This is a genomic window from Jannaschia sp. W003 (assembly GCF_025144335.1).
Classification (GTDB): domain Bacteria; phylum Pseudomonadota; class Alphaproteobacteria; order Rhodobacterales; family Rhodobacteraceae; genus Jannaschia.
This window is the reverse complement of sequence record NZ_CP083539.1, coordinates 503,714-521,752: the sequence shown is the minus strand read 5'-3', so window position 1 is coordinate 521,752 and position 18,039 is coordinate 503,714. Positions and strand designations below refer to the sequence as shown.

18 protein-coding genes are annotated in these 18,039 nt (G+C 72.1%); 13 read left to right on the top strand and 5 right to left on the bottom strand.

The annotated features are described in order from the left end of the window. Window positions 1-2: 2 nt before the first annotated feature. The 9 genes from K3554_RS02425 (at window position 3) to K3554_RS02385 (ending at window position 8,670) form a co-directional block, all read left to right on the top strand. Window positions 3-2,069, top strand: coding sequence for a YadA-like family protein (locus K3554_RS02425; protein WP_259943006.1), 2,067 nt, complete (start codon window positions 3-5; stop codon window positions 2,067-2,069). Next, entirely contained in the window at window positions 2,066-2,566 is a 501-nt protein-coding gene (locus tag K3554_RS02420) for a hypothetical protein (protein ID WP_259943004.1), read from the top strand. Before K3554_RS02425 ends, K3554_RS02420 begins: the two co-directional genes overlap by 4 nt. A gap of 176 nt (window positions 2,567-2,742) precedes the next feature. Then, complete coding sequence (gene rsfS, locus K3554_RS02415; RefSeq protein WP_409197330.1) at window positions 2,743-3,090, top strand: ribosome silencing factor; 348 nt, start codon at window positions 2,743-2,745, stop codon at window positions 3,088-3,090. 1 nt (window position 3,091) lies between these two features. Continuing rightward, a complete protein-coding gene (gene rlmH, locus K3554_RS02410) occupies window positions 3,092-3,544 on the top strand; it encodes a 23S rRNA (pseudouridine(1915)-N(3))-methyltransferase RlmH (protein ID WP_259943002.1) in 453 nt (150 codons plus the stop codon). Between the two features lie 43 nt (window positions 3,545-3,587). Further along, window positions 3,588-5,099, top strand: coding sequence for a 2,3-bisphosphoglycerate-independent phosphoglycerate mutase (gpmI, locus tag K3554_RS02405; protein WP_259943000.1), 1,512 nt, complete (start codon window positions 3,588-3,590; stop codon window positions 5,097-5,099). Next, a complete protein-coding gene (locus K3554_RS02400; protein WP_259942997.1) occupies window positions 5,096-6,208 on the top strand; it encodes a murein hydrolase activator EnvC in 1,113 nt (370 codons plus the stop codon). The genes gpmI and K3554_RS02400 overlap by 4 nt, the downstream gene beginning before the upstream one ends. A gap of 10 nt (window positions 6,209-6,218) precedes the next feature. Next, a complete protein-coding gene (locus K3554_RS02395; RefSeq protein WP_259942994.1) occupies window positions 6,219-7,577 on the top strand; it encodes a S41 family peptidase in 1,359 nt (452 codons plus the stop codon). Between the two features lie 41 nt (window positions 7,578-7,618). After that, window positions 7,619-8,116, top strand: a complete 498-nt coding sequence (locus K3554_RS02390; RefSeq protein WP_259942991.1) for an RNA pyrophosphohydrolase — start codon at window positions 7,619-7,621, stop codon at window positions 8,114-8,116. Window positions 8,117-8,190: 74 nt separating this feature from the next. Continuing rightward, complete coding sequence (locus K3554_RS02385; protein WP_259942988.1) at window positions 8,191-8,670, top strand: hypothetical protein; 480 nt, start codon at window positions 8,191-8,193, stop codon at window positions 8,668-8,670. A gap of 93 nt (window positions 8,671-8,763) precedes the next feature. Here the strand turns inward: K3554_RS02385 and ggt are convergent, their stop codons facing one another. Continuing rightward, on the bottom strand, window positions 8,764-10,581 hold the full coding sequence (gene ggt, locus K3554_RS02380) for a gamma-glutamyltransferase (RefSeq protein WP_259942986.1): 1,818 nt from the start codon (window positions 10,579-10,581) through the stop codon (window positions 8,764-8,766). 43 nt (window positions 10,582-10,624) lie between these two features. After that, window positions 10,625-11,884, bottom strand: a complete 1,260-nt coding sequence (locus K3554_RS02375) for an MFS transporter (RefSeq protein WP_259942984.1) — start codon at window positions 11,882-11,884, stop codon at window positions 10,625-10,627. A 108-nt stretch (window positions 11,885-11,992) separates the two neighbouring features. On the opposite strand from K3554_RS02375, the gene K3554_RS02370 reads away from it, so the two are divergent. Both K3554_RS02370 and zapE read left to right on the top strand, forming a co-directional pair. Beyond that, complete coding sequence (locus K3554_RS02370) at window positions 11,993-12,487, top strand: GFA family protein (protein ID WP_259942982.1); 495 nt, start codon at window positions 11,993-11,995, stop codon at window positions 12,485-12,487. Window positions 12,488-12,533: 46 nt separating this feature from the next. Continuing rightward, complete coding sequence (gene zapE / locus K3554_RS02365) at window positions 12,534-13,598, top strand: cell division protein ZapE (protein WP_259942979.1); 1,065 nt, start codon at window positions 12,534-12,536, stop codon at window positions 13,596-13,598. A gap of 151 nt (window positions 13,599-13,749) precedes the next feature. On the opposite strand, the gene K3554_RS02360 is transcribed toward zapE, so the two are convergent. Further along, complete coding sequence (locus K3554_RS02360) at window positions 13,750-14,244, bottom strand: hypothetical protein (RefSeq protein WP_259942976.1); 495 nt, start codon at window positions 14,242-14,244, stop codon at window positions 13,750-13,752. 544 nt (window positions 14,245-14,788) lie between these two features. Here K3554_RS02360 and K3554_RS02355 point away from each other — a divergent pair. Then, window positions 14,789-15,193, top strand: a complete 405-nt coding sequence (locus K3554_RS02355) for an ImmA/IrrE family metallo-endopeptidase (protein ID WP_259942974.1) — start codon at window positions 14,789-14,791, stop codon at window positions 15,191-15,193. Then, complete coding sequence (locus K3554_RS02350) at window positions 15,193-15,612, top strand: hypothetical protein (protein WP_259942973.1); 420 nt, start codon at window positions 15,193-15,195, stop codon at window positions 15,610-15,612. Before K3554_RS02355 ends, K3554_RS02350 begins: the two co-directional genes overlap by 1 nt. Window positions 15,613-15,638: 26 nt before the next feature. Here the strand turns inward: K3554_RS02350 and K3554_RS02345 are convergent, their stop codons facing one another. Both K3554_RS02345 and accD read right to left on the bottom strand, forming a co-directional pair. Beyond that, window positions 15,639-16,904, bottom strand: coding sequence for a folylpolyglutamate synthase/dihydrofolate synthase family protein (locus tag K3554_RS02345; RefSeq protein ID WP_259945745.1), 1,266 nt, complete (start codon window positions 16,902-16,904; stop codon window positions 15,639-15,641). A 163-nt stretch (window positions 16,905-17,067) separates the two neighbouring features. After that, the gene (gene accD / locus K3554_RS02340; protein WP_259942972.1) at window positions 17,068-18,024 is read right to left on the bottom strand and encodes an acetyl-CoA carboxylase, carboxyltransferase subunit beta; all 957 of its coding nucleotides are present in this window, start codon (window positions 18,022-18,024) and stop codon (window positions 17,068-17,070) included. Window positions 18,025-18,039: the final 15 nt, after the last annotated feature.

Here is an 18,039-nt window from a genome sequence, read left to right as displayed (position 1 = left end):
CCATGTTCGACATGACACACGGCCGCGCCGCGCTGCGGAGCGGGGTCGCCGCCGCGGCGTTCCTCGCATTCGCAACGCCCTTCGCGGCGAGCGCGCAGACGGTGGCCTGCGAGGACGCTACGTCGGGGACCGCTCAGGGCGCCACGGCCTCGGGCGCCGACGCCACGGCTTGCGGCGCGAACGCCGACGCCAGCGGTGATGAGAGCGTCGCAGTAGGCGCCGATTCCGAGGCCTCGGGCTTCGGCGCGGTGGCCGTGGGCGGCGAGAACACCGACGGCGGACAGAACGCGGTCGCCACCGGCGTCGATGCCGTGGCCGTGGGCGCGGGTGCACAGGCGCTGGCCAACTCCACCACCGCCGTGGGCGGCGAGAGCCTCGCCGAGGACCCGGGCAACACCGCGCTGGGCTGGCAGTCCTCGGCTACCGGCGACTTCGGCACCGCGCTGGGCCACCAGTCCTCGGCGGACGGAAACCAGAGCATCGCCATCGGCGAGGACAGCGCCGCCTCGGAGTACGGCAGCATCGCCATCGGCGGCAACGACGACGGCGACGGCGACGGCACGGGCGATCAGGGCGCGGGCGCCACGGCCGCGGGCGTGGACGCGATCGCGATCGGCGCGGGCTCGGCGGCCACCGGCCCTTCGACCACCGCCGTGGGCGGCGAGACCGTCGCCACCGGCCCCGGCACCACCGCCGTGGGCTGGCGGGCCGAAGCTACCGCGGAGCGCGCGCAGGCCTTCGGCCACCTCGCCGCGGCGAACGGCGTTCGCTCGCTCGCGGTGGGCGAGGCAGCGACGGCGGTCAGCGACAACAGCACCGCGATCGGCAACGAGTCCTCCGCCAACGGCGCCGACGCGCTCGCGCTGGGCGACACGGCGGCAGCCACGGGTCCCTCCACCACCGCCCTGGGCGGCGAGACGGTCGCGACCGGTCCCGGCGCTTCGGCGGTGGGCTGGCAGGCCTCGGCCACTGCGGAGCGGGCGCAGGCCTTCGGCCATCTTGCCACGGCGGCGGGCATCCGCTCCCTTGCAGTGGGCGAGGGCGCCTTGGCGGCCAGCGACAACAGCACCGCTATCGGCAACCTCGCGGCGGCCGATGGCGCGGATGCGATCGCGTTGGGCGACACGGCAGCGGCTGCCGGTCCCTCCACCACCGCCCTGGGCGGCGAGACGGTCGCCACCGGCCCTGGCGCCACGGCGGTTGGCTGGCAGGCTATGGCCACTGCGGAGCGGGCGCAGGCCTTCGGCCATCTTGCCATGGCATCGGGCATTCGCGCCCTCGCGGTGGGCGAAGCGGCGATGGCGACGAGCGACAACAGCACCGCGATCGGCAACCTCGCCGTCGCCAACGGTGCCGACGCGCTTGCGCTCGGCGATACCGCGGCGGCCGCAGGACCCTCGACCACTGCGCTGGGTGGCGAGACCGTGGCCCGCGGCCCTGGCGCGACCGCGGTCGGCTGGCAGGCCTCGGCCACCGCCACCCGCGCCCAGGCCTTCGGCCACCTCGCCACGGCGTCGGGCGTGCGCGCCACGGCGGTGGGCGAGGCGGCCACGGCCTCGGGCGGCGGCAGCGTCGCGCTGGGCAACCGGGCCAGCGCGAGCGGCCAGAACTCGGCGGCCATCGGCAACCGGGCGCAGGCCACGCGCGACGACCAGTTCGTGCTGGGCAACAGCGACAACACCTACACGATGCGGGGCCTGGCCTCGGACGAGAGCCGCGCCGCGCAGGGCGGGGACCTGCGCTTCGTGACCACGGACGCGAACGGCAACCTCGCCGCCTCCACCGTGGGCACCGCGTCGCTGGGCGTGATGTCGGACCAGATCGCCTCGCTCGGCGAGGAGGTGGACATCAACCGGGCCGGCGTCGCCATGGCGCTGGCGCTCGACGTGCCCTACGTCCCGGTCGGCAGCCAGTTCGTGCTGTCGAGCGGGCTGGGGATGTTCGAGGGCAGCACCGCGATCGGGCTGTCGGGCGGCTACCGCGTGAACCCCAACGTGCAGATCGACGCCGGCATCGGCATCGGCGAGAGCACGCGCGGCGGCCGCGTGGGCTTCACCTACACGTGGTGAGACCGCGCCGCCCCGGGCCGCCGCTGCTGCTGGCAGCGGTGGCCGCGGCCCTGCTCCTCGCCCTCGCGCCGGTGGCGCGGGGGCAGACCGCCGGGCCCGCCGTGGAGCCGTCCTTCGCGGCGGCGCTGGTGCGCGACGCGCTGGCGGCGGTGAACCACGCCAACTGGACCGGCAACTACACCGTGCTGCGCGACTACGCCGACCGGGGCTTCGCGGAGGCCAACGACCCCACCCGCCTCGCCGCCCTGTTCGAGCCGCTGCGCCGGGCGCACCTCGACCTGCGGCGCACGCTGGTGGTGGCGCCCGTGATGCTGCGCGCCGAGCTGGGCGAGGGGCGGCGGATGCAGCTGACCGGATACTTCCCGCTGGAGCCGGAGCACGTGAGCTTCGACCTCCTGTTCCGCGAGGAGGCGGGGCGCTGGTGGCTGCTGGGCGCGTCGGTGGGCACCTTTCCGCCCATCGCGCCCGCGGATGCGGCAGGCGCGGCGCGCGATTGAAGCGGGGCGTCCTCGGCCCCATATCCCCCTCGTCCGGGACGCGTCCGGATGCTACCATCGCCCCGGCCCAGTCCCGGGCCGCCCCCAGGAGGACCCGACCCCTGTCCGCTCAGACGACCGCGGCCGACGCCGCCCCCAAGGCCCGCAAGGGCTCCGACCGGCGCCAGAGCGACGAGATGCTCGCGCTGATCCTCCAATCCCTCGACGACGACAAGGCCGAGGACGTCGTGCAGATCGACCTGCGCGGCAAGTCCACCGTGGCCGACCACATGATCGTCTGCTCGGGCCGCTCCACGCGCCAGGTGACCGCCATCGCCGAGAAGCTCTCGGACCGGCTCAAGCCGATGCTCGGCCACGCGCCGCGCACCGAAGGCAAGAGCCAGGGCGACTGGGTGCTGCTCGATGCGGGCGACGCCATCGTCCACATCTTCCGCCCCGAGGTGCGCGAGTTCTACCAGCTCGAGAAGATGTGGCTCGACGGCGACGCCGCCGGCGGCGGCAACGGCACCACCACCGCGCACTGAGGTGCGCATCGCGCTCGTCGCCGTGGGCCGCCTGCGCCGCGGCCCCGAGAAGGCTCTGGTGGACGACTACCTCGCGCGCTTCGCGAAGGCGGGGCGCGGGCTGGGCCTGCCCCCGGTGCAGGTCGCGGAGGTGGAGGGCAAGTCTTCGGAGTCCGAGGCGGTGCGGCGCGCCGTGCCCGAGGGGGCCCGCCTGATCCTCCTCGACGAGCGCGGCGAGACCTGGTCCTCGCCCGATCTCGCCGCCCGCATCGCCGCGGCCCGCGACGAGGCCCGCGACCTGTGCTTCGCGATCGGCGGCGCCGACGGCCACGACGCGGCGCTGCGGACGCGGGCCGATCACCTCCTGAGCTTCGGGCCGATGGTCTGGCCGCACATGCTGGCCCGCGCGATGCTCTGCGAGCAGCTCTACCGCGCCGCGTCGATCCTCGGCGGCAGCCCCTACCATCGCGCCTGAGCCTCGCCTAAACCCCTCCCGGACCAGTCCCGGAGGCGTAGTCATGACCCGCAAGCCCGTCGTCCTGTGCATCCTCGACGGATGGGGCATCTCGGACCGCCCCGAGCAGTCCGCGCCCGACGTGGCCGACACCCCGAACTTCGACCGCCTCATGCGGACCTGCCCCAACGCCACGCTCGTCACCTACGGCCCCGCCGTGGGCCTGCCCGAGGGGCAGATGGGCAACAGCGAGGTGGGGCACATGAACATCGGCGCGGGCCGCGTGGTGCGCATGGACCTCGGGCTGATCGACCACGCCATCGAGACCGGCGCGTTCCGCGAGAACGAGCGCATCGCCGCCTGGGCCGCCTGCCTCGCCTACACCGGGGGCACGGCGCACCTGTTCGGCGTGGTCTCGGACGGGGGCGTCCACGGGCACCTCGACCACCTGATCCATGCCGCGAAGGTGGTGGCGGACCAGGGCGTGCCCGTGGCCGTCCACGCCATCACCGACGGGCGCGACGTGGCCCCCCGCTCGGCGGAAGGGTTCGTGGACACGTTGGAAAAGGCCCTGCCCGAGGGGGCGAAGGCCGCCACCGTAATCGGGCGCTACTTCGCCATGGACCGCGACAACCGCTGGGACCGGGTGGAGCGGGCCTTCCGCGCCATGGTCCACGCCGAGGGCGAGCGGGCGGCGGACATGGGCGATGCGGTCGCGAAGGCGCGCGGGCGCGACGAGTCCGACGAGTTCATCCAGCCCACCGTGCTGGAGGGCTACGGGGGCATGCGCCCGGGCGACGGCGTGTTCTGCCTCAACTTCCGCGCAGACCGGGCGCGCGAGATCATGGCGGCCCTCGGCGACCCGGCGTTCGACGCCTTCGACGTAGGCGGGCGCCCGGAGCTGCGGATGCTCGGCATGGTGGACTACTCCGTTAGCCACGATTCTTACATGCCCGCCGCCTACCCCAAGGAGACCGTGCCCAACACGCTGGGCCACTGGGTCGCCGCCAGGGGCCTGCGCCAGTTCCACATCGCCGAGACCGAGAAGTACCCGCACGTCACGTTCTTCCTGAACGGCGGCCGCGAGGAGCCGGAGCCGGGCGAGGACCGCTTCATGCCCAAGTCGCCGGACGTCGCGACCTACGACCTGAAGCCCGAGATGTCGGCGGGCGAGGTGACGGACCGGCTCGTGGAGGCGATCGGCGAGGGCTACGACCTCATCGTCGTGAACTACGCGAACCCCGACATGGTGGGCCACACGGGCGACCTTCAGGCCGCCGCGCGCGCCTGCGAGGCCGTCGACCGCGGGCTGGGCCGCGTGCTGGAGGCGCTGGAGCCGACGGGTGGCGCGATGATCGTCTGCGCCGACCACGGCAACTGCGAAACCATGGTCGACCCGGACACCGGCAAGCCCCACACCGCGCATACGCTGAACCCCGTGCCGGTGATCCTCTGGAACGGCCCCGAGGGTGCGCGGCTCGGCGATGGCAAGCTGGGCGACCTCGCGCCGACGCTTCTGCAGCTCATGGAGCTGGACCCGCCCGCCGAGATGACGGGCGAGAGCCTCCTGCGATGATCCGCGCTGCGCTCTTGGCCCTCCTGCTCGCGCTGCCCGTCCCGGCGGCGGCGGTCGAGGCCGCGCGCGCGGCGGCGGCGATGCTGGAGGACGCGGCGCGGCGGCTGGAGCGCGCGCGGGGCGCGGGCGACCGCATCGCCGCCCTCACCGAGGCGGTGCAGGCCTACGAGGCGGGGCTCGCCGCCCTGCGCGAGGGGCTGCGCGCCGTGGCGGTGCAGGAGACGGCGCTCGCGGGCGACCTCGATGCGCGCGAGGACCGGGTGTCGCGCCTGATCGGCGTTCTGTCCGGGATCGAGCGCACGCCCGCGCCGCTGCTGATGCTCCACCCCGGGGGGCCGCTGGGCACGGCGCGGGCGGCGATGCTGCTCGGAGATGCCGCGCCCGCGCTGGAGGCGCAGGCCGCCGCGCTGCGCGCCGACCTCGCGGCGCTGCGCGACCTGCGCGCGCTGCGGGAGGCGGCCATGGGGGACCTGGAGGCGGGGCTGGGGGGCATCGCCGCCGCGCGCGAGGCCCTGAGCGAGGCCATCTCGGAGCGCGGCACGCTGCCCGACCCGCCGGGCGGCGCGGCGCTCGCCGCCCTCGTGGCGCGGGCCGGCACGCTGCGCGCCTTCGCGGACGGGCTGGCCGACCTGCCGGGCGGGCCGCCCCTCGACGCGGCGCTGACGCTGCCGCTGCCCCTTCCGGGCGACCTGCGCCTCCTGCGCGGCTTCCGCGAGCCCGATGCCGCCGGCATCAGCCGTCCCGGCCTCGTGCTGGCCGCCGCGCCCGGCGCGCTCCTGACCGCGCCCGCCTCCGCCACGGTGCGCTACGCGGGGCCGCTCCTGGATTACGGCCTTGTGATCGTGCTGGAGCCCCGCGCGGGTGCGCTGGTCGTCGTCGCGGGGCTTCACGAGAGCTATGTGAGGCGTGGCGACATCCTCGCCGCCGGCGCGCCGCTGGGCCTGATGGGCGGCGATGCGCCGGAGGCCGTGGAATTTCGATCGGGCGCCGGGGGGGGAGGTGGCGCTTTCCGCCCCGAGACGCTTTATGTGGAAACGAGGGAGGGTGGCGTGCCCGTGGACCCGTCGACGTGGTTCGACCTGTCCGGCGCGGCCTCCAAGAGCGAATAGGGATGCAGGAATGAGAAAGTTCGCGATGGCCGCCGGCGGCGGGATGCTGGCCGGCGTGCTGGTGGCGACGCAGCTGGCCGGGCCGCTGCTGGCGCAGGAGGCCGAGAACAACGCGAGCGTCTACGAGCAGCTCGACCTGTTCGGCATCGTGTTCGAGCGCATCCGCAACCAGTACGTCGAGGAGGTCGATGAGGGCGAGCTGATCGAGGCGGCCATCAACGGCATGCTGACCTCGCTCGACCCCCACAGCTCCTACCTGCCGCCCCGCGACTTCGAGGACATGCAGACCGACACGCGCGGCGAGTTCGGCGGCCTCGGCATCGAGGTGACGCAGGAAGAGGGCTACGTGAAGGTCATCACGCCCATGGACGGGACCCCGGCCTACGAGGCCGGCGTCGAGGCGGGCGACTTCATCACCACCGTGGACGGCGAGAGCCTGCTCGGCCTCACCCTCGAGGAGGCGGTGGACCTGATGCGCGGGCCCGTCGGCTCCGAGGTGCTGATCACCGTGGTACGCGAGGGGCTCGAGGAGCCGCTCGAGATCGCGATCACCCGCGACACGATCCAGCTCACCGCGAGCCGCGTGCGCCTCGAGGGCGACAGCGTGGTGATCCGGGTCGCCACCTTCAACGACCAGACCATGCCCCAGGTCCGCGAGGGCCTCGAGGAGGTGCTGGAGGAGGCCGGCGGCCTCGATGCCGTGAACGGCGTGGTGCTGGACCTGCGCAACAACCCCGGCGGCCTCCTGAACGCCGGCGTGGCGCTGGCCGACGCCTTCCTTGAGCAGGGCGAGATCGTCTCGACCCGCGGCCGCGAGGCCGAGCAGGGCGACCGCTTCAACGCCCGCGAGGGCGACATCATCGAGGGCAAGCCCATGGTGGCCCTCATCAACGGCGGCTCGGCGAGCGCGTCCGAGATCGTGGCGGGCGCGCTGCAGGACCACCGCCGCGCGGTGGTGGTGGGCACCAAGAGCTTCGGCAAGGGCTCGGTGCAGACGATCATGCCGGTGCAGGGCGACGGCGCGATCCGCCTGACCACCTCGCGCTACTACACGCCCTCGGGCCGCTCGATCCAGGCGCTGGGCATCTCGCCCGACATCGTGGTGCCGCAGCCGCCGCGCGTGCCCGTGGACCCCGATGCCGAGGAGGACGAGGAGGAGACCTCCGCGAACCGCCCCCGCCGCTCGGAGTCGAGCCTGCGCGGCTCGCTCTCGAACGACAGCCTGAGCGAGGACCAGCAGGAGCAGGTCCGCAAGGAGCAGGAGGCCGCCGAGAAGGCCGCCGAGCTGCGCGACGAGGACTACCAGCTCGCCTACGCGATCGACATCCTGAAGGGCCTGTCGGCGATCGACGTGGCCGCCGGGAACTGAGACGGCACGGGCCGCGCGCAACCCCGCGCGGCCCCCATCCCATGACCCCCGAGCAGATCCTCGCCCTCCCCTACCGTCCCTGCGCGGGTGTGTGCCTCCGCAACCCCGCGGGCCTCGTCTGGGTGGGGCGCCGCATCGACGCGCCTGCGGGCGCGCCGCCCGCGTGGCAGATGCCCCAGGGCGGCATCGACCCCGGCGAGACGCCCGAGGCCGCCGCGCTGCGCGAGCTGGAGGAGGAGACGGGCCTCGATGCGGGCGCCGTCCGCGTGCTGGGCGCCACCGCCGAGCCGATGCCCTACGACCTGCCCGTGGACCTGGTGCCGCGGCTGTGGAAAGGGCGCTTCCGGGGGCAGATGCAGCACTGGTTCCACATGGCCTACGACGGCCCCGATTCGGCCGTGGACCTCGACCGCCACGTGCGCGAGTTCTCGGAATGGCGCTGGATGCCGCCCGCCGAGGTGCTGGACCACATCGTGCCCTTCAAGCGGGCGATCTATGTCGAGGTGTTCCGCGAATTCGGGCTCCTGCGGCCCGGTTAACCCATAACACGGCCCCGGACATGGCCTATCGGGGCCATCCCGCCCATCTGCCCCTCACCACCAGGAGGCGCCGGATGGCCCGCACCGCACACATCTCCGCCGTTCTCGTCGCCGCACTCATCGCGGCGGGAACGGCGGAGCGGGCCGATGCGCTCTCCTGCCTGCGTCCGAGCGTCGAGAGCAGCTTCGCGGCGGCGCAGGCGTCGTCGCAAATCTATGCGATGGCGGTGGGACGCCTCGCCGTGCCGCCCGGCGCGGCCCGCCCCGAGCTGGTGAATCCCGACGAGCCGGAGGGCGTGGAGCTTCCCGCGCGCTTCACGGGGCGCATGGCGACGCTGGGCGGCTTCGACCGCGCCATCGACCTCGCCGTGACCGCCTCCATCGAATGCGCCGGCCCCTGGTGCGGCGGCGTACCCGAGGGCGAGGTGCTGGCCTTCGTGGAGCAGACGCCGGACGGCTGGCGCCTCCAGCTCGGCCCCTGCCCCCAGTGGGCGCTGGACGTGGAGCCCGGCACGGAGGCCCGCGCCCTGCGCTGCCTCCGCGAAGGCTGCTGAGTTGGAAGGGGGGCACCGACCTTTGCCGATCCCCCCCTCATCTTGCCATAAATACCTCGGGGGTCCGGGGGCAGAGCCCCCGGCGCTCTCCACTCACTCCCCGATCGCAACCCCCTCGCGCCGCGGGTCCGCTCCGCCGACCAGCCCGTCCGCGGTCACCGCGATGGCGTGCAGCCCCGACGTGAGGTCGCGCACGTTGGTCTCGAACCCCATCTCGCCCAGCGGCCTGGCCATGGCCTCGGCGGCGGTGCCCTCCTCCAGGTCGTAGGTGCCGAAGCGGTTCACGAGGTGCGGCATGGCCACGGCGGTCTGCGGATCGAGGCCCCAGTCCATGTGCGCCACGATCGTCTGCGCCACGTAACCGATGATCCGGCTTCCCCCGGGCGAGCCGACCACCAGGACCGGCGCGCCGTCCCGCATCACGACCGTGGGCGCCATCGACGAGCGGGGGCGCTTGCCCGGCTCGACCCGGTTGGCCACGGGGCGGCCGTCGTCGTGGGTCGAGAACGAGAAGTCGGTCAGCTCGTTGTTCAGGAGGAACCCGCCCGGCGCCATGACCCGGCTGCCGAAGCCGTTCTCGATGGTGGTGGTCATCGACAGTGCGTTGCCCTGAGCGTCCACGATCGAGATGTGCGATGTCGAGGGCATCTCGGGCGACCAGCCGGGCGCGAGGTCGAGCGCGGCGTGGTCCCAGGGGGGCGAGCCGGCGGAGACCTCCGGCAGCGCGTCGTCGCCTTCGAGCAGCTTCGCCCGCTCCTGCAGGTAGGCCGGGTCGAGCAACTTCGGCATGGGCACGTAGTCGCTGTCGGCCATGTAGAGGCCGCGGTCCGCGAAGGCGAGGCGCGAGGCGTCGCCGATCAGGCGCCAGGCCTCCGGCGAGTCCGGGCCGAGGGCCGCGATGTCGTGAGGCTCGATGAGGCTCAGGATCTGGCCCACGGTCAGGGCGCCCGAAGAGGGCGGGCCCATGCCGCAGACCTCGGCGCCGCGGTAGGGGGCGCAGACGGCCGGGCGTTCGACCACGTCGTAGGCGGCGAGGTCCTCCATGGCGAGCAGGCCCGGCTGCGAGGCCTCGCGCACGGCGCGCACGATGCCTTCGGCGATCTCGCCCTCGTAGAAGGCGTCCGCGCCTTCGGCGGCGATGGCGCGCAGGGTGTCGGCGTAGGGCTGGTTGGTGAGGGTCGCGCCTTCGGCGAGCGGGGTGCCGCCGGGCAGGAAGTACGCGGCCGTGGCGGGCTGGGTGGCGAGGCGCTCCTGCCCGTCCGCCACCAGCGAGGCGAGACGGGGCGAGACCGCGAAGCCGCCTTCGGCGTGCGCGATGGCCGCGTCGAACAGCGAGCCCCAGTTGGCTCGGCCCCAGCGGCGGTGCGCCTCCTCCATCAGCATGGGCGTGCCGGGGGTGCCGACCGAGAGGCCCCCGATCACCGCATCCCAGAAGTCCATGGTCTCGCCGTCCGTCTGGAACAGGGTCGGGGTGGCGGCCATGGGGGCCGTCTCGCGGCCGTCGAGCGTGGTCAGCTCGCCGGTCCCGGCGTCGTACCACACGAGGAAGGCGCCGCCGCCGAGGCCGCTCGACTGCGGCTCCACGAGGCCCAGCACGGCCTGCACGGCCACCATGGCGTCGGCGGCCGAGCCGCCCGCGCGCAGCACCTCGGCGCCGGCCTCGGCGGCCAGCGGGTTGGCGGCGGCGACCATCCAGTCCCGGGCGGTGGCGGGGGCGGCGGCGTCGGGCACGAGGGTGGGGGCGTCGGCGGTCTCGGTGCCGGCGGCGGCCGGGGCCTCGGCGGCGGCGGGCGCTTCGGCCGCGGCGGGCGCCTCGACCCCGGCGGGGGCCTCGGGGTCCACCGCGTCGGTGGCCTGCTGCGCGAGCGCGGGCGCGGCGGCGAGGAAGGGCAGGGCGAGCAGGAAACGCATGGGGGGACCTCCGGCTGGGAACCCCTTCACCGTGAACAGGTATCTACGCTGCGGCAACCCCACGGCGCTGGCCGAGCGGCACCTCGCGGATCGGCAGGTGGACGATCGCCGACAGCGCGCCCACGCCCACGCCGACCCACCAGACGGCCTCGTAGCCGCCCGTGGCATCGTAGAGCGTGCCGCCCAGCCATACGCCGAGGAAGCTGCCCAGCTGGTGCGAGAAGAAGACGATGCCGTAGAGCGTGCCCATGTAGCGCACCCCGTAGATGTGGGCGACGAGGCCGGAGGTCAGCGGCACCGTGGCGAGCCAGAGCGAGCCCATCGCCACCGAGAACAGGATCACCGAGAGCGGTGTGATCGGATTGAGGATGAACAGGGCGGCGGCCACCGTGCGGCCCACGTAGATGCCGGCCAGCAGGTACTTGCGGCTGTAGCGCTTGCCGAGCCAGCCCGCGTAGAGCGTGCCCGCCACGTTGGCGAGGCCGATCAGCGAGATCGCCACCGCGCCCAGCGTCGAGGTCGAGGTGATGCCTATCCCGTAGAGCACCCCGTTCGGGTCTATGGGGCCGCACATCTCGGTCACGAGCGCGGGGAAGTGCGCGGTCACGAAGGCGAGCTGGTAGCCGCACGAGAAGAAGCCCACGAAGATCAGCGCGTAGGACGGGTCGCGGAAGGCCCGCCCGAGGATCGCGCCCATGCTCTCCTCCAGCTCGGCGCGGGAGGCGGGCTCGGGCGAGCGCATCGCCGGCAGGGCGAGCAGCGACAGCGAGACGATCCCGGCGAAGACGAGGAACACCGCCTGCCACGTGTAGAAGCCCAGCAGGAACTCGGCGAGGGGGGCGCCGAACACCTGCCCCGCCGACCCGGCGGCGGTGGCGATGCCGAGCGCCATGGACCGGTTCTCGTCCGACGCGGCGCGGCCCACGATGGCAAGGATCACGCCGAAGCCGAGGCCCGCGATGCCGAAGCCCACGAGGATCTCCAGCACCTGGTGCGCGCCCGGCGTGACGGCGAAGGACGACAGCACGAGGCCGGCCGCGTAGCAGACCACGCCCAGCACGATGGCCTTCCGGTCGCCGAACCGCTCGGCGATGGCGCCGAAGATCGGCTGGCCGATCCCCCAGGCGAGGTTCTGGATCGCGATGGCGAGCGAGAACTCGGCGCGGGGCCAGCCGAACTCCGCGGCGATCGGGATCTGGAACACGCCGAAGCTGGCGCGGATCGCGAAGCCGATCATCAGGACGACGGAGCCGGCCACGAGCACGGGCGTGACGAGGCGGGCGGGGGCGGCGGTGGCGGTCATGGGCGGGCTCCGGGGAACGGCGATGACCTTCCCGCGGGCGCCTGCGGCGTCAATCGAAATCCGCCTTGTCCGCCGGGCGTGCTAGGGTGGCCCGGGGAGGAACCGCCCATGGACGAGGCCACCCATCACGAAGGCGGATGCCTGTGCGGCGCGGTGCGCTTCCGGGTCGAGGGGGCGCCCGACTGGGTGACGATCTGCTTCTGCCGCTTCTGCCAGCGGCTGACGGGCTCCACGCAGATGGTGGAGCCGGTCTTCGCGGCCGGCGCGCTGGAGGTGACGGCGGGGCGACCGCGGCGCTACACCCACACGTCGGAGGGAAGCGGCTTCCCGGTCCACGTGCATCGCTGCGGCGCCTGCGGGACCGCGCTGTTCATCCGCTTCGGCCGTTGGCCGGACCGGGTGGGCGTGCTCGGCGGTGCCTTCGACGCGCCGGGCTGGTTCGCGATCACGCCCGAGACCACCAAGTTCATCTTCCTCGACGAGGCCCGCCCCGGCACGCTGGTGCCGCCCGGCTTCCGGGTGTTCCGAGCCCATGCCGCCGCGCTCGACGGCACGCCCGAGGTGCCGGAGGTGTTCGAGACGGACCACGTGACGGGCGGCTAGGCGATCCGCCCTTCCCCTCGGACCGCGGATGCGGGACCAAGCGGGCATGACCGTGACCGAACTCTTCGAGGCGCGCATCGCCTCGGGCCGCCTCGAGGACGACCCCGCGCAGCGCGCCGCCCTCGTGCCCCTCGAGCGCATCCACGCCAAGCTCCTAGAGTCGCCGCGCCGCGACTGGCTGGGCCGCCGCAAGCCGCCCGAGGACCCGATGGGCGCCTATCTCTGGGGCGGCGTCGGGCGGGGCAAGTCGATGTTGATGGACCTGTTCCACGAGGCGGCGCCGGTGCCCTCGCGCCGGGTCCACTTCCACGCCTTCATGCAGGAGGCGCACGAGGCCATGCACGCCGCCCGCGCCGCCGGGACGCGCGACGCGCTGGCCCCCTTCGCGGACGGGGTGGTGGAGGCGGTGCGGCTGCTGTGCCTCGACGAGATGCAGGTGGGCGACATCACCGACGCCATGGTCGTGGGCCGCCTGTTCGAGCGGCTCTGGGAGGGGGGCGTGCACGTCGTTACCACGTCGAACCGGGTGCCGGGGGACCTCTACAAGGAAGGCCTCAATCGCGCGCTCTTCGTGCCGTTCATCGAGGCCATCGAGCGGCGGATGCTGGTGCACGAACTGGCCGCCGCGCGCGACTACCGCCGCGACCGGCTGGCGGGCGCGCGGCGCTACTTCACGCCCGAAACCACCGACGACATGGACCTCGAAGACCTGTGGAACAGGCTCTCGGACGGGCGATCCGAGGGTCTGACGCTGCGCGTGAAGGGCCGCGACCTGCGGCTCGACGACTATTCGGCGGGGGTCGCGCGCGCCCGGTTCGAGACGCTGTGCGGGCGGCCCCTCGGCGCGGGCGACTACCTCGCATTGGCAGGCGCGGTGCGGGTTCTGGTGCTGACCCACGTGCCCCGGCTGGAGGGGCGCCACCACAACGAGGCGCGCCGCTTCGTGACGCTGATCGACGCACTCTATGAGGCCGGCACGGAGCTGATCGTGAGCGCCGCGGCCGAGCCCGAGGACCTGTATGGCGAGGGCCGGGGCCGGTTCGAGTTCGACCGCACGGCGTCGCGATTGCGCGAGATGCGCTCGGAGGGGTGGCCGCCGGAGAAGGGCTGAATAGGGGGGCACCACCCGTGCACCCCCTGTGCACCCCCCGTGCATACCGGAGGGCGCCAGGTGGGGGCTCCGCCCCCGCGCCTTCCGGCGCTCCCCCGAGGTATTTTCGAAACGAAGACGAAGAGGAAGGCGGCCGCGTTCGCTGCCCGGCTCAGGGAACGGCGCGTCCCATAAGCACCGGGCCGCAGGGATTGCTCGGGTCGGGGGCGATGCGGAGCGGGGTCGCGGGGGGGATGCCGGACTCCTCGGCGAAGGTGCCGTCGACGCAGACGTCCTGCGCGAGGTTGCCGCCGTTGAACCCGAAGCCCGGGTCGCCGCAGTCGTCCACCGTCCCGCCCGCGTTCCACGCCTGGTAGGTGCCCAGCGCGGGGTCGCCCCCGGTGGGGAACAGCAGCCGGTCCGCGTCGAAGCGGATCACCACGGGGCCGGGCCCATTGCCGAGCCGCCACGTGCCGAGCGGCTCGGCATCGCGGAACCCCCGGATGCGGAAGTCGGTGAGGTCGACCTCGGTGAGGATGCCGCGCGCGCCGTCGGGGAGGGAGATGGTGCCCTCGATCCGGTAGCCCGCCTCGCCCTGCCAGCAGAAGGCGTGGGTGGCGGCTTGGGCCGGGGTGGCGGCTAGGGCGGCGAGGAGGAGGGGGCGCATGGGGCGGGGTATGAGGGGGGATCGGGTGAACGGCCAGACTGTATGTGGATAAGGCCCAAGTTGACCGCGCAGCAAAGTGATACCCGCCCCCCTTACGTACGTTAACGTCGCCCCCACATTTGCCATGATATGCAAGGGACACTTGCCCTTCCTGCCCGAGTTCGTGACATCTGCGTGCTATGTGCTAGGATTGCCAGCGAGGCGGGGCAGGCAACGACTGGAACCGCTCACAGGGAGACGAACCGATGCCGATGGGACCACTGGGTCAGAAGCGTCCGGCGGACGTGATCGGCAATGCTGTATCTGCTGCTTGGATTGTCATCGGCAAACAGCAGGGGACTACGCTTCCTCCGACCCGCCACGTGAGCGACTTGGCGGGTGCCAGAGCACGCCAAGAGAACATCAACGCAGAGGAGCGCAAAGGGATTGCCTGTAAGGTGACCCTTGCGATGTGGGAATAATGTTGCTTACGCGACCCCGTTGGAGTCTTGCTGAGCGAACGGCAAATAATCTGACGAAAGATTATAGTTCCCCACCAATTCCCGTGCTGGAGATTGCTGAGCGCTCGGGCGTAAACGTAGTGTTTGAAGATTTTGCCGCACATTCAGAGAAAGTGTCTGGCTTCTGTGATTTCGAGAATGCCCGGCTTTACGTGAATGCGGACGATATGCCGGAGCGCCAAAGTTTTACTATAGCTCACGAGTTGGGTCATTGGCTCCTACATCGGAATTTTTATCTGGATCACCCGGACGAATACCCCGTCTTGCCGAGATTCACCGACCCGAACCGAGGCGATCCAAAGGAGAAGGAGGCGAACAAGTTTGCCGCGTGCCTTCTTGTGCCTGAGCGACTTCTTCAGCCGGTCAAAGGTGCACCCGTTAGTTCGCTTGCCTCTGTGTTTGGGGTGTCTCGGACGATGATGGAGTGGCGTATTAAGAATATTTCTTGATGCCAGAGGAAGATTTCGATCCTCGCGAAGGTTCGCGGATTACTCCGCGTGACGTTCTTTCTGGCATTGAGTCAAAAGACGGTAAGCCTGGAAGTGTATCACGGGCTGAGCGGAAGTACATTGAAGGATTCGATAGGCGCTCAGTTTCCTCTCAGGTAGCTTATGAGCATCTGAAGGGTATTCGGGATCATTACAATCATAAGAAAAAGTGGTCTTGGCTTCTGATGGCCGCAATTGGTGGTATGATTTGCTTCCAAGGCGTTTTGCTTTGGCAGGTTGGAGAGGGCGATCTTGATTTTACAGCATACGAATGGCTGCTCCCTGCCTTGCTCGTTCAAAACTTAGGACAGGTAGTTGGACTGGCGGTCTACGCTGTGAGATACTTGTTTAGTGACATAACAAATCAAAAAATAGACTAAGTTCGCTTTTTCCAAGAAGCGTACGGTCACCCCATCCGAAGCACAAACCCCGCCAGATACAACGACCCGCACACCAGCACCCGCACCCCCGGATGCTCGGCCTTAATCACCCCCACCGCCGCCTCCACCCCCTCCGCCGGTTCCGCCGCCAGCCCCACCGACCGGGCCGCCGCCGCCGTGGCCTCGGCGCTCAGCGTGGCGGTCTCGCCGGGGATGGCGATGGTGCGGACCGACTGCAGCTGCGCGGCGAGGGGGCGGAAGTAGCCTGCCGCGTCCTTGGTGCTCAGGAGGCCGCAGACGGCGAAGGTGGGGCGGGGGGGCATGGCGGCCAGGGTTGCCGCCAAGGCCGCGCCGGCGGCGGGGTTGTGGCCTCCGTCGAGCCAGAGCTCGGCCTCGGGGGCGAGGCGGTTCAGGGGGTGGTCGCGCAGGCGCTGCATGCGGGCGGGCCATTCGGCGCGCCGCATGGCGGCCTCGGGGTCGCCGGTGCCCAAGGCGCGCAGGGCGGCGAGGGCGGTGCCGGCGTTTTGGATCTGGTGGGGGCCGGGGAGCGCGGGGAGGGGGAGGTCGAGGAGGCCCGTCTCGTCCTGGAACACGAGGCGGTCGCCCTCGCGGGAGACGTGCCAGTGCTGGCCGTGGGCGAGGAGCGGCGCGCCGAGGCGGGCGGCGCGGGCCTCGATGACCTCCGCGGCGGCGTCCTCCTGGGGGCCGACGACGCAAGGCACCCCGCGCTTGAGGATGCCGGCCTTCTCGCCGGCGATCTTCGCGAGCGTGTCGCCGAGGAAGCCCTCGTGGTCCATCGAGACGGGGGTGACGACGGTGAGGGCAGGCGTCTCGACCACGTTGGTGGCGTCGAGGCGGCCGCCGAGGCCGACCTCCAGCAGGAGGAAGTCGGCGGGGGTGCGGGCGAAGGCGAGCAGGGCGGCCGCCGTGGTGATCTCGAAGTAGGTGATGGGGGCGCCGCCGTTGGCCTCTTCGCACTCCTCGAGGAGGTCCGCGAGGGCGTCCTCGGCAATGAGCGTGCCCGCGAGGCGGATGCGCTCGTGGAAGCGGGCGAGGTGGGGCGAGGTGTAGGCGTGGACGCGGTGGCCGGCGCCCTCGAGGCCTGCGCGGATCATGGCGAGGGTCGAGCCCTTGCCGTTGGTGCCGGCGACGTGGACCACCGGGGGCAGGGCGCGCTCGGGGTGGCCGAGGGCGGCCAGGATGCGGTGCATCCGGTCCAGGGACAGGTCGATGACCTTGGGGTGGAGGCGCAGGAGGCGGGCGAGGATGGCGTCGGAGGTCGGCATGAAGATATCCCTTCGGAGCAGCGGCGGAGGAGCTGTCCTTCGTCCCACGGCCACCCGGGGCTTCGCCCGTTCGCAGGCGGATCGGTCCACTGGACCGATCCTGGGAAGCCTGCGAACCCCCTCGGTATTTCCGGCAAGATGAGGGTCGGGGGCGTATCCGGTCGGGCCGTCAGCCCTTGGGAGCGGCGGCGGGGGCGGCCTCGGGGGCGGGCTTGGGCTCCGGGGCGGGGGCCTCGGGCTTCGCCTCGGGGACGGGAAGGTCGCCGTGGACCACGGGGCCCTGGCCGGTGAGCATGCGCAGGATCGTGGCCAGCTCCTCGCGCTGGTCGCGGCGCGGGGTCACGCGGTCGAGCATGCCGTGGTCCAGCAGGTACTCGGCGCGCTGGAAGCCCTCGGGCAGGGTCTCGCGGATGGTCTGCTCGATCACGCGGGGGCCGGCGAAGCAGATCAGCGCGTTCGGCTCGGCGATCTGCACGTCGCCCAGCATGGCGTAGGAGGCGGTGACGCCGCCCGTGGTGGGGTGGGTGATGACAACGACGTACGGCAGCCCCGCCTCGCGCACCATGTCCACGGCCACGGTGGTGCGGGGCATCTGCATGAGGCTGAGGATGCCCTCCTGCATGCGCGCTCCGCCGGCGGCGGTGAAGCACACCAGGGGGCGGCGCCGCTCCACTGCGCGCTCGGCGGCGGCGATCAGGGCGTTTCCGACGTACATGCCCATGGAGCCGGCCATGAAGCCGAAGTCCTGGGCGGCGGCCACGATGGGGGTGCGCAGCACCTCGCCCTCGGCGACCAGCATCGCCTCGTGCTCGCCGGTCGCCTTCTGCGCGGCCTTGAGGCGCACGGGGTAGGGCTTCTGGTCGCGGAAGTGCAGCGGGTCGGCGATGGGTTTCGGGACGGCGACTTCCGTGAACGTGCCGCCGTCGAACAGCGCCTCGAAGCGCTCGCGGGGCGGCAGGTACATGTGGTGGCCGCAGTTGGTGCAGACCCGCAGGTTGTCCTTGAGCTCGCGGTGGAACAGCATGGTCCCGCACTCGTCGCACTTGGTCCACAGGTTGTCCGGCGTCTCGCGGCGCGAGAACAGCGAGTTGATCTTGGGGCGGACGTAGTTCGAGATCCAGTTCATGGCGGCTTTCCTGCT

Bases quoted from the DNA above. Each gene is read 5' to 3' on its own strand.
- K3554_RS02395 (WP_259942994.1), top strand. From the start codon at position 6,219: ATGAGAAAGTTCGCGATGGCCGCCGGCGGCGGGATGCTGGCCGGCGTG.
- K3554_RS02400 (WP_259942997.1), top strand. From the start codon at position 5,096: ATGATCCGCGCTGCGCTCTTGGCCCTCCTGCTCGCGCTGCCCGTCCCG.
- zapE (WP_259942979.1), top strand. From the start codon at position 12,534: ATGACCGTGACCGAACTCTTCGAGGCGCGCATCGCCTCGGGCCGCCTC.
- K3554_RS02425 (WP_259943006.1), top strand. From the start codon at position 3: ATGTTCGACATGACACACGGCCGCGCCGCGCTGCGGAGCGGGGTCGCC.
- K3554_RS02385 (WP_259942988.1), top strand. From the start codon at position 8,191: ATGGCCCGCACCGCACACATCTCCGCCGTTCTCGTCGCCGCACTCATC.
- rsfS (WP_409197330.1), top strand. From the start codon at position 2,743: ATGCTCGCGCTGATCCTCCAATCCCTCGACGACGACAAGGCCGAGGAC.
- K3554_RS02360 (WP_259942976.1), bottom strand. From the start codon at position 14,244: ATGCGCCCCCTCCTCCTCGCCGCCCTAGCCGCCACCCCGGCCCAAGCC.
- K3554_RS02370 (WP_259942982.1), top strand. From the start codon at position 11,993: ATGGACGAGGCCACCCATCACGAAGGCGGATGCCTGTGCGGCGCGGTG.
- ggt (WP_259942986.1), bottom strand. From the start codon at position 10,581: ATGCGTTTCCTGCTCGCCCTGCCCTTCCTCGCCGCCGCGCCCGCGCTC.
- K3554_RS02390 (WP_259942991.1), top strand. From the start codon at position 7,619: ATGACCCCCGAGCAGATCCTCGCCCTCCCCTACCGTCCCTGCGCGGGT.
- gpmI (WP_259943000.1), top strand. From the start codon at position 3,588: ATGACCCGCAAGCCCGTCGTCCTGTGCATCCTCGACGGATGGGGCATC.
- K3554_RS02375 (WP_259942984.1), bottom strand. From the start codon at position 11,884: ATGACCGCCACCGCCGCCCCCGCCCGCCTCGTCACGCCCGTGCTCGTG.
- accD (WP_259942972.1), bottom strand. From the start codon at position 18,024: ATGAACTGGATCTCGAACTACGTCCGCCCCAAGATCAACTCGCTGTTC.
- K3554_RS02350 (WP_259942973.1), top strand. From the start codon at position 15,193: ATGCCAGAGGAAGATTTCGATCCTCGCGAAGGTTCGCGGATTACTCCG.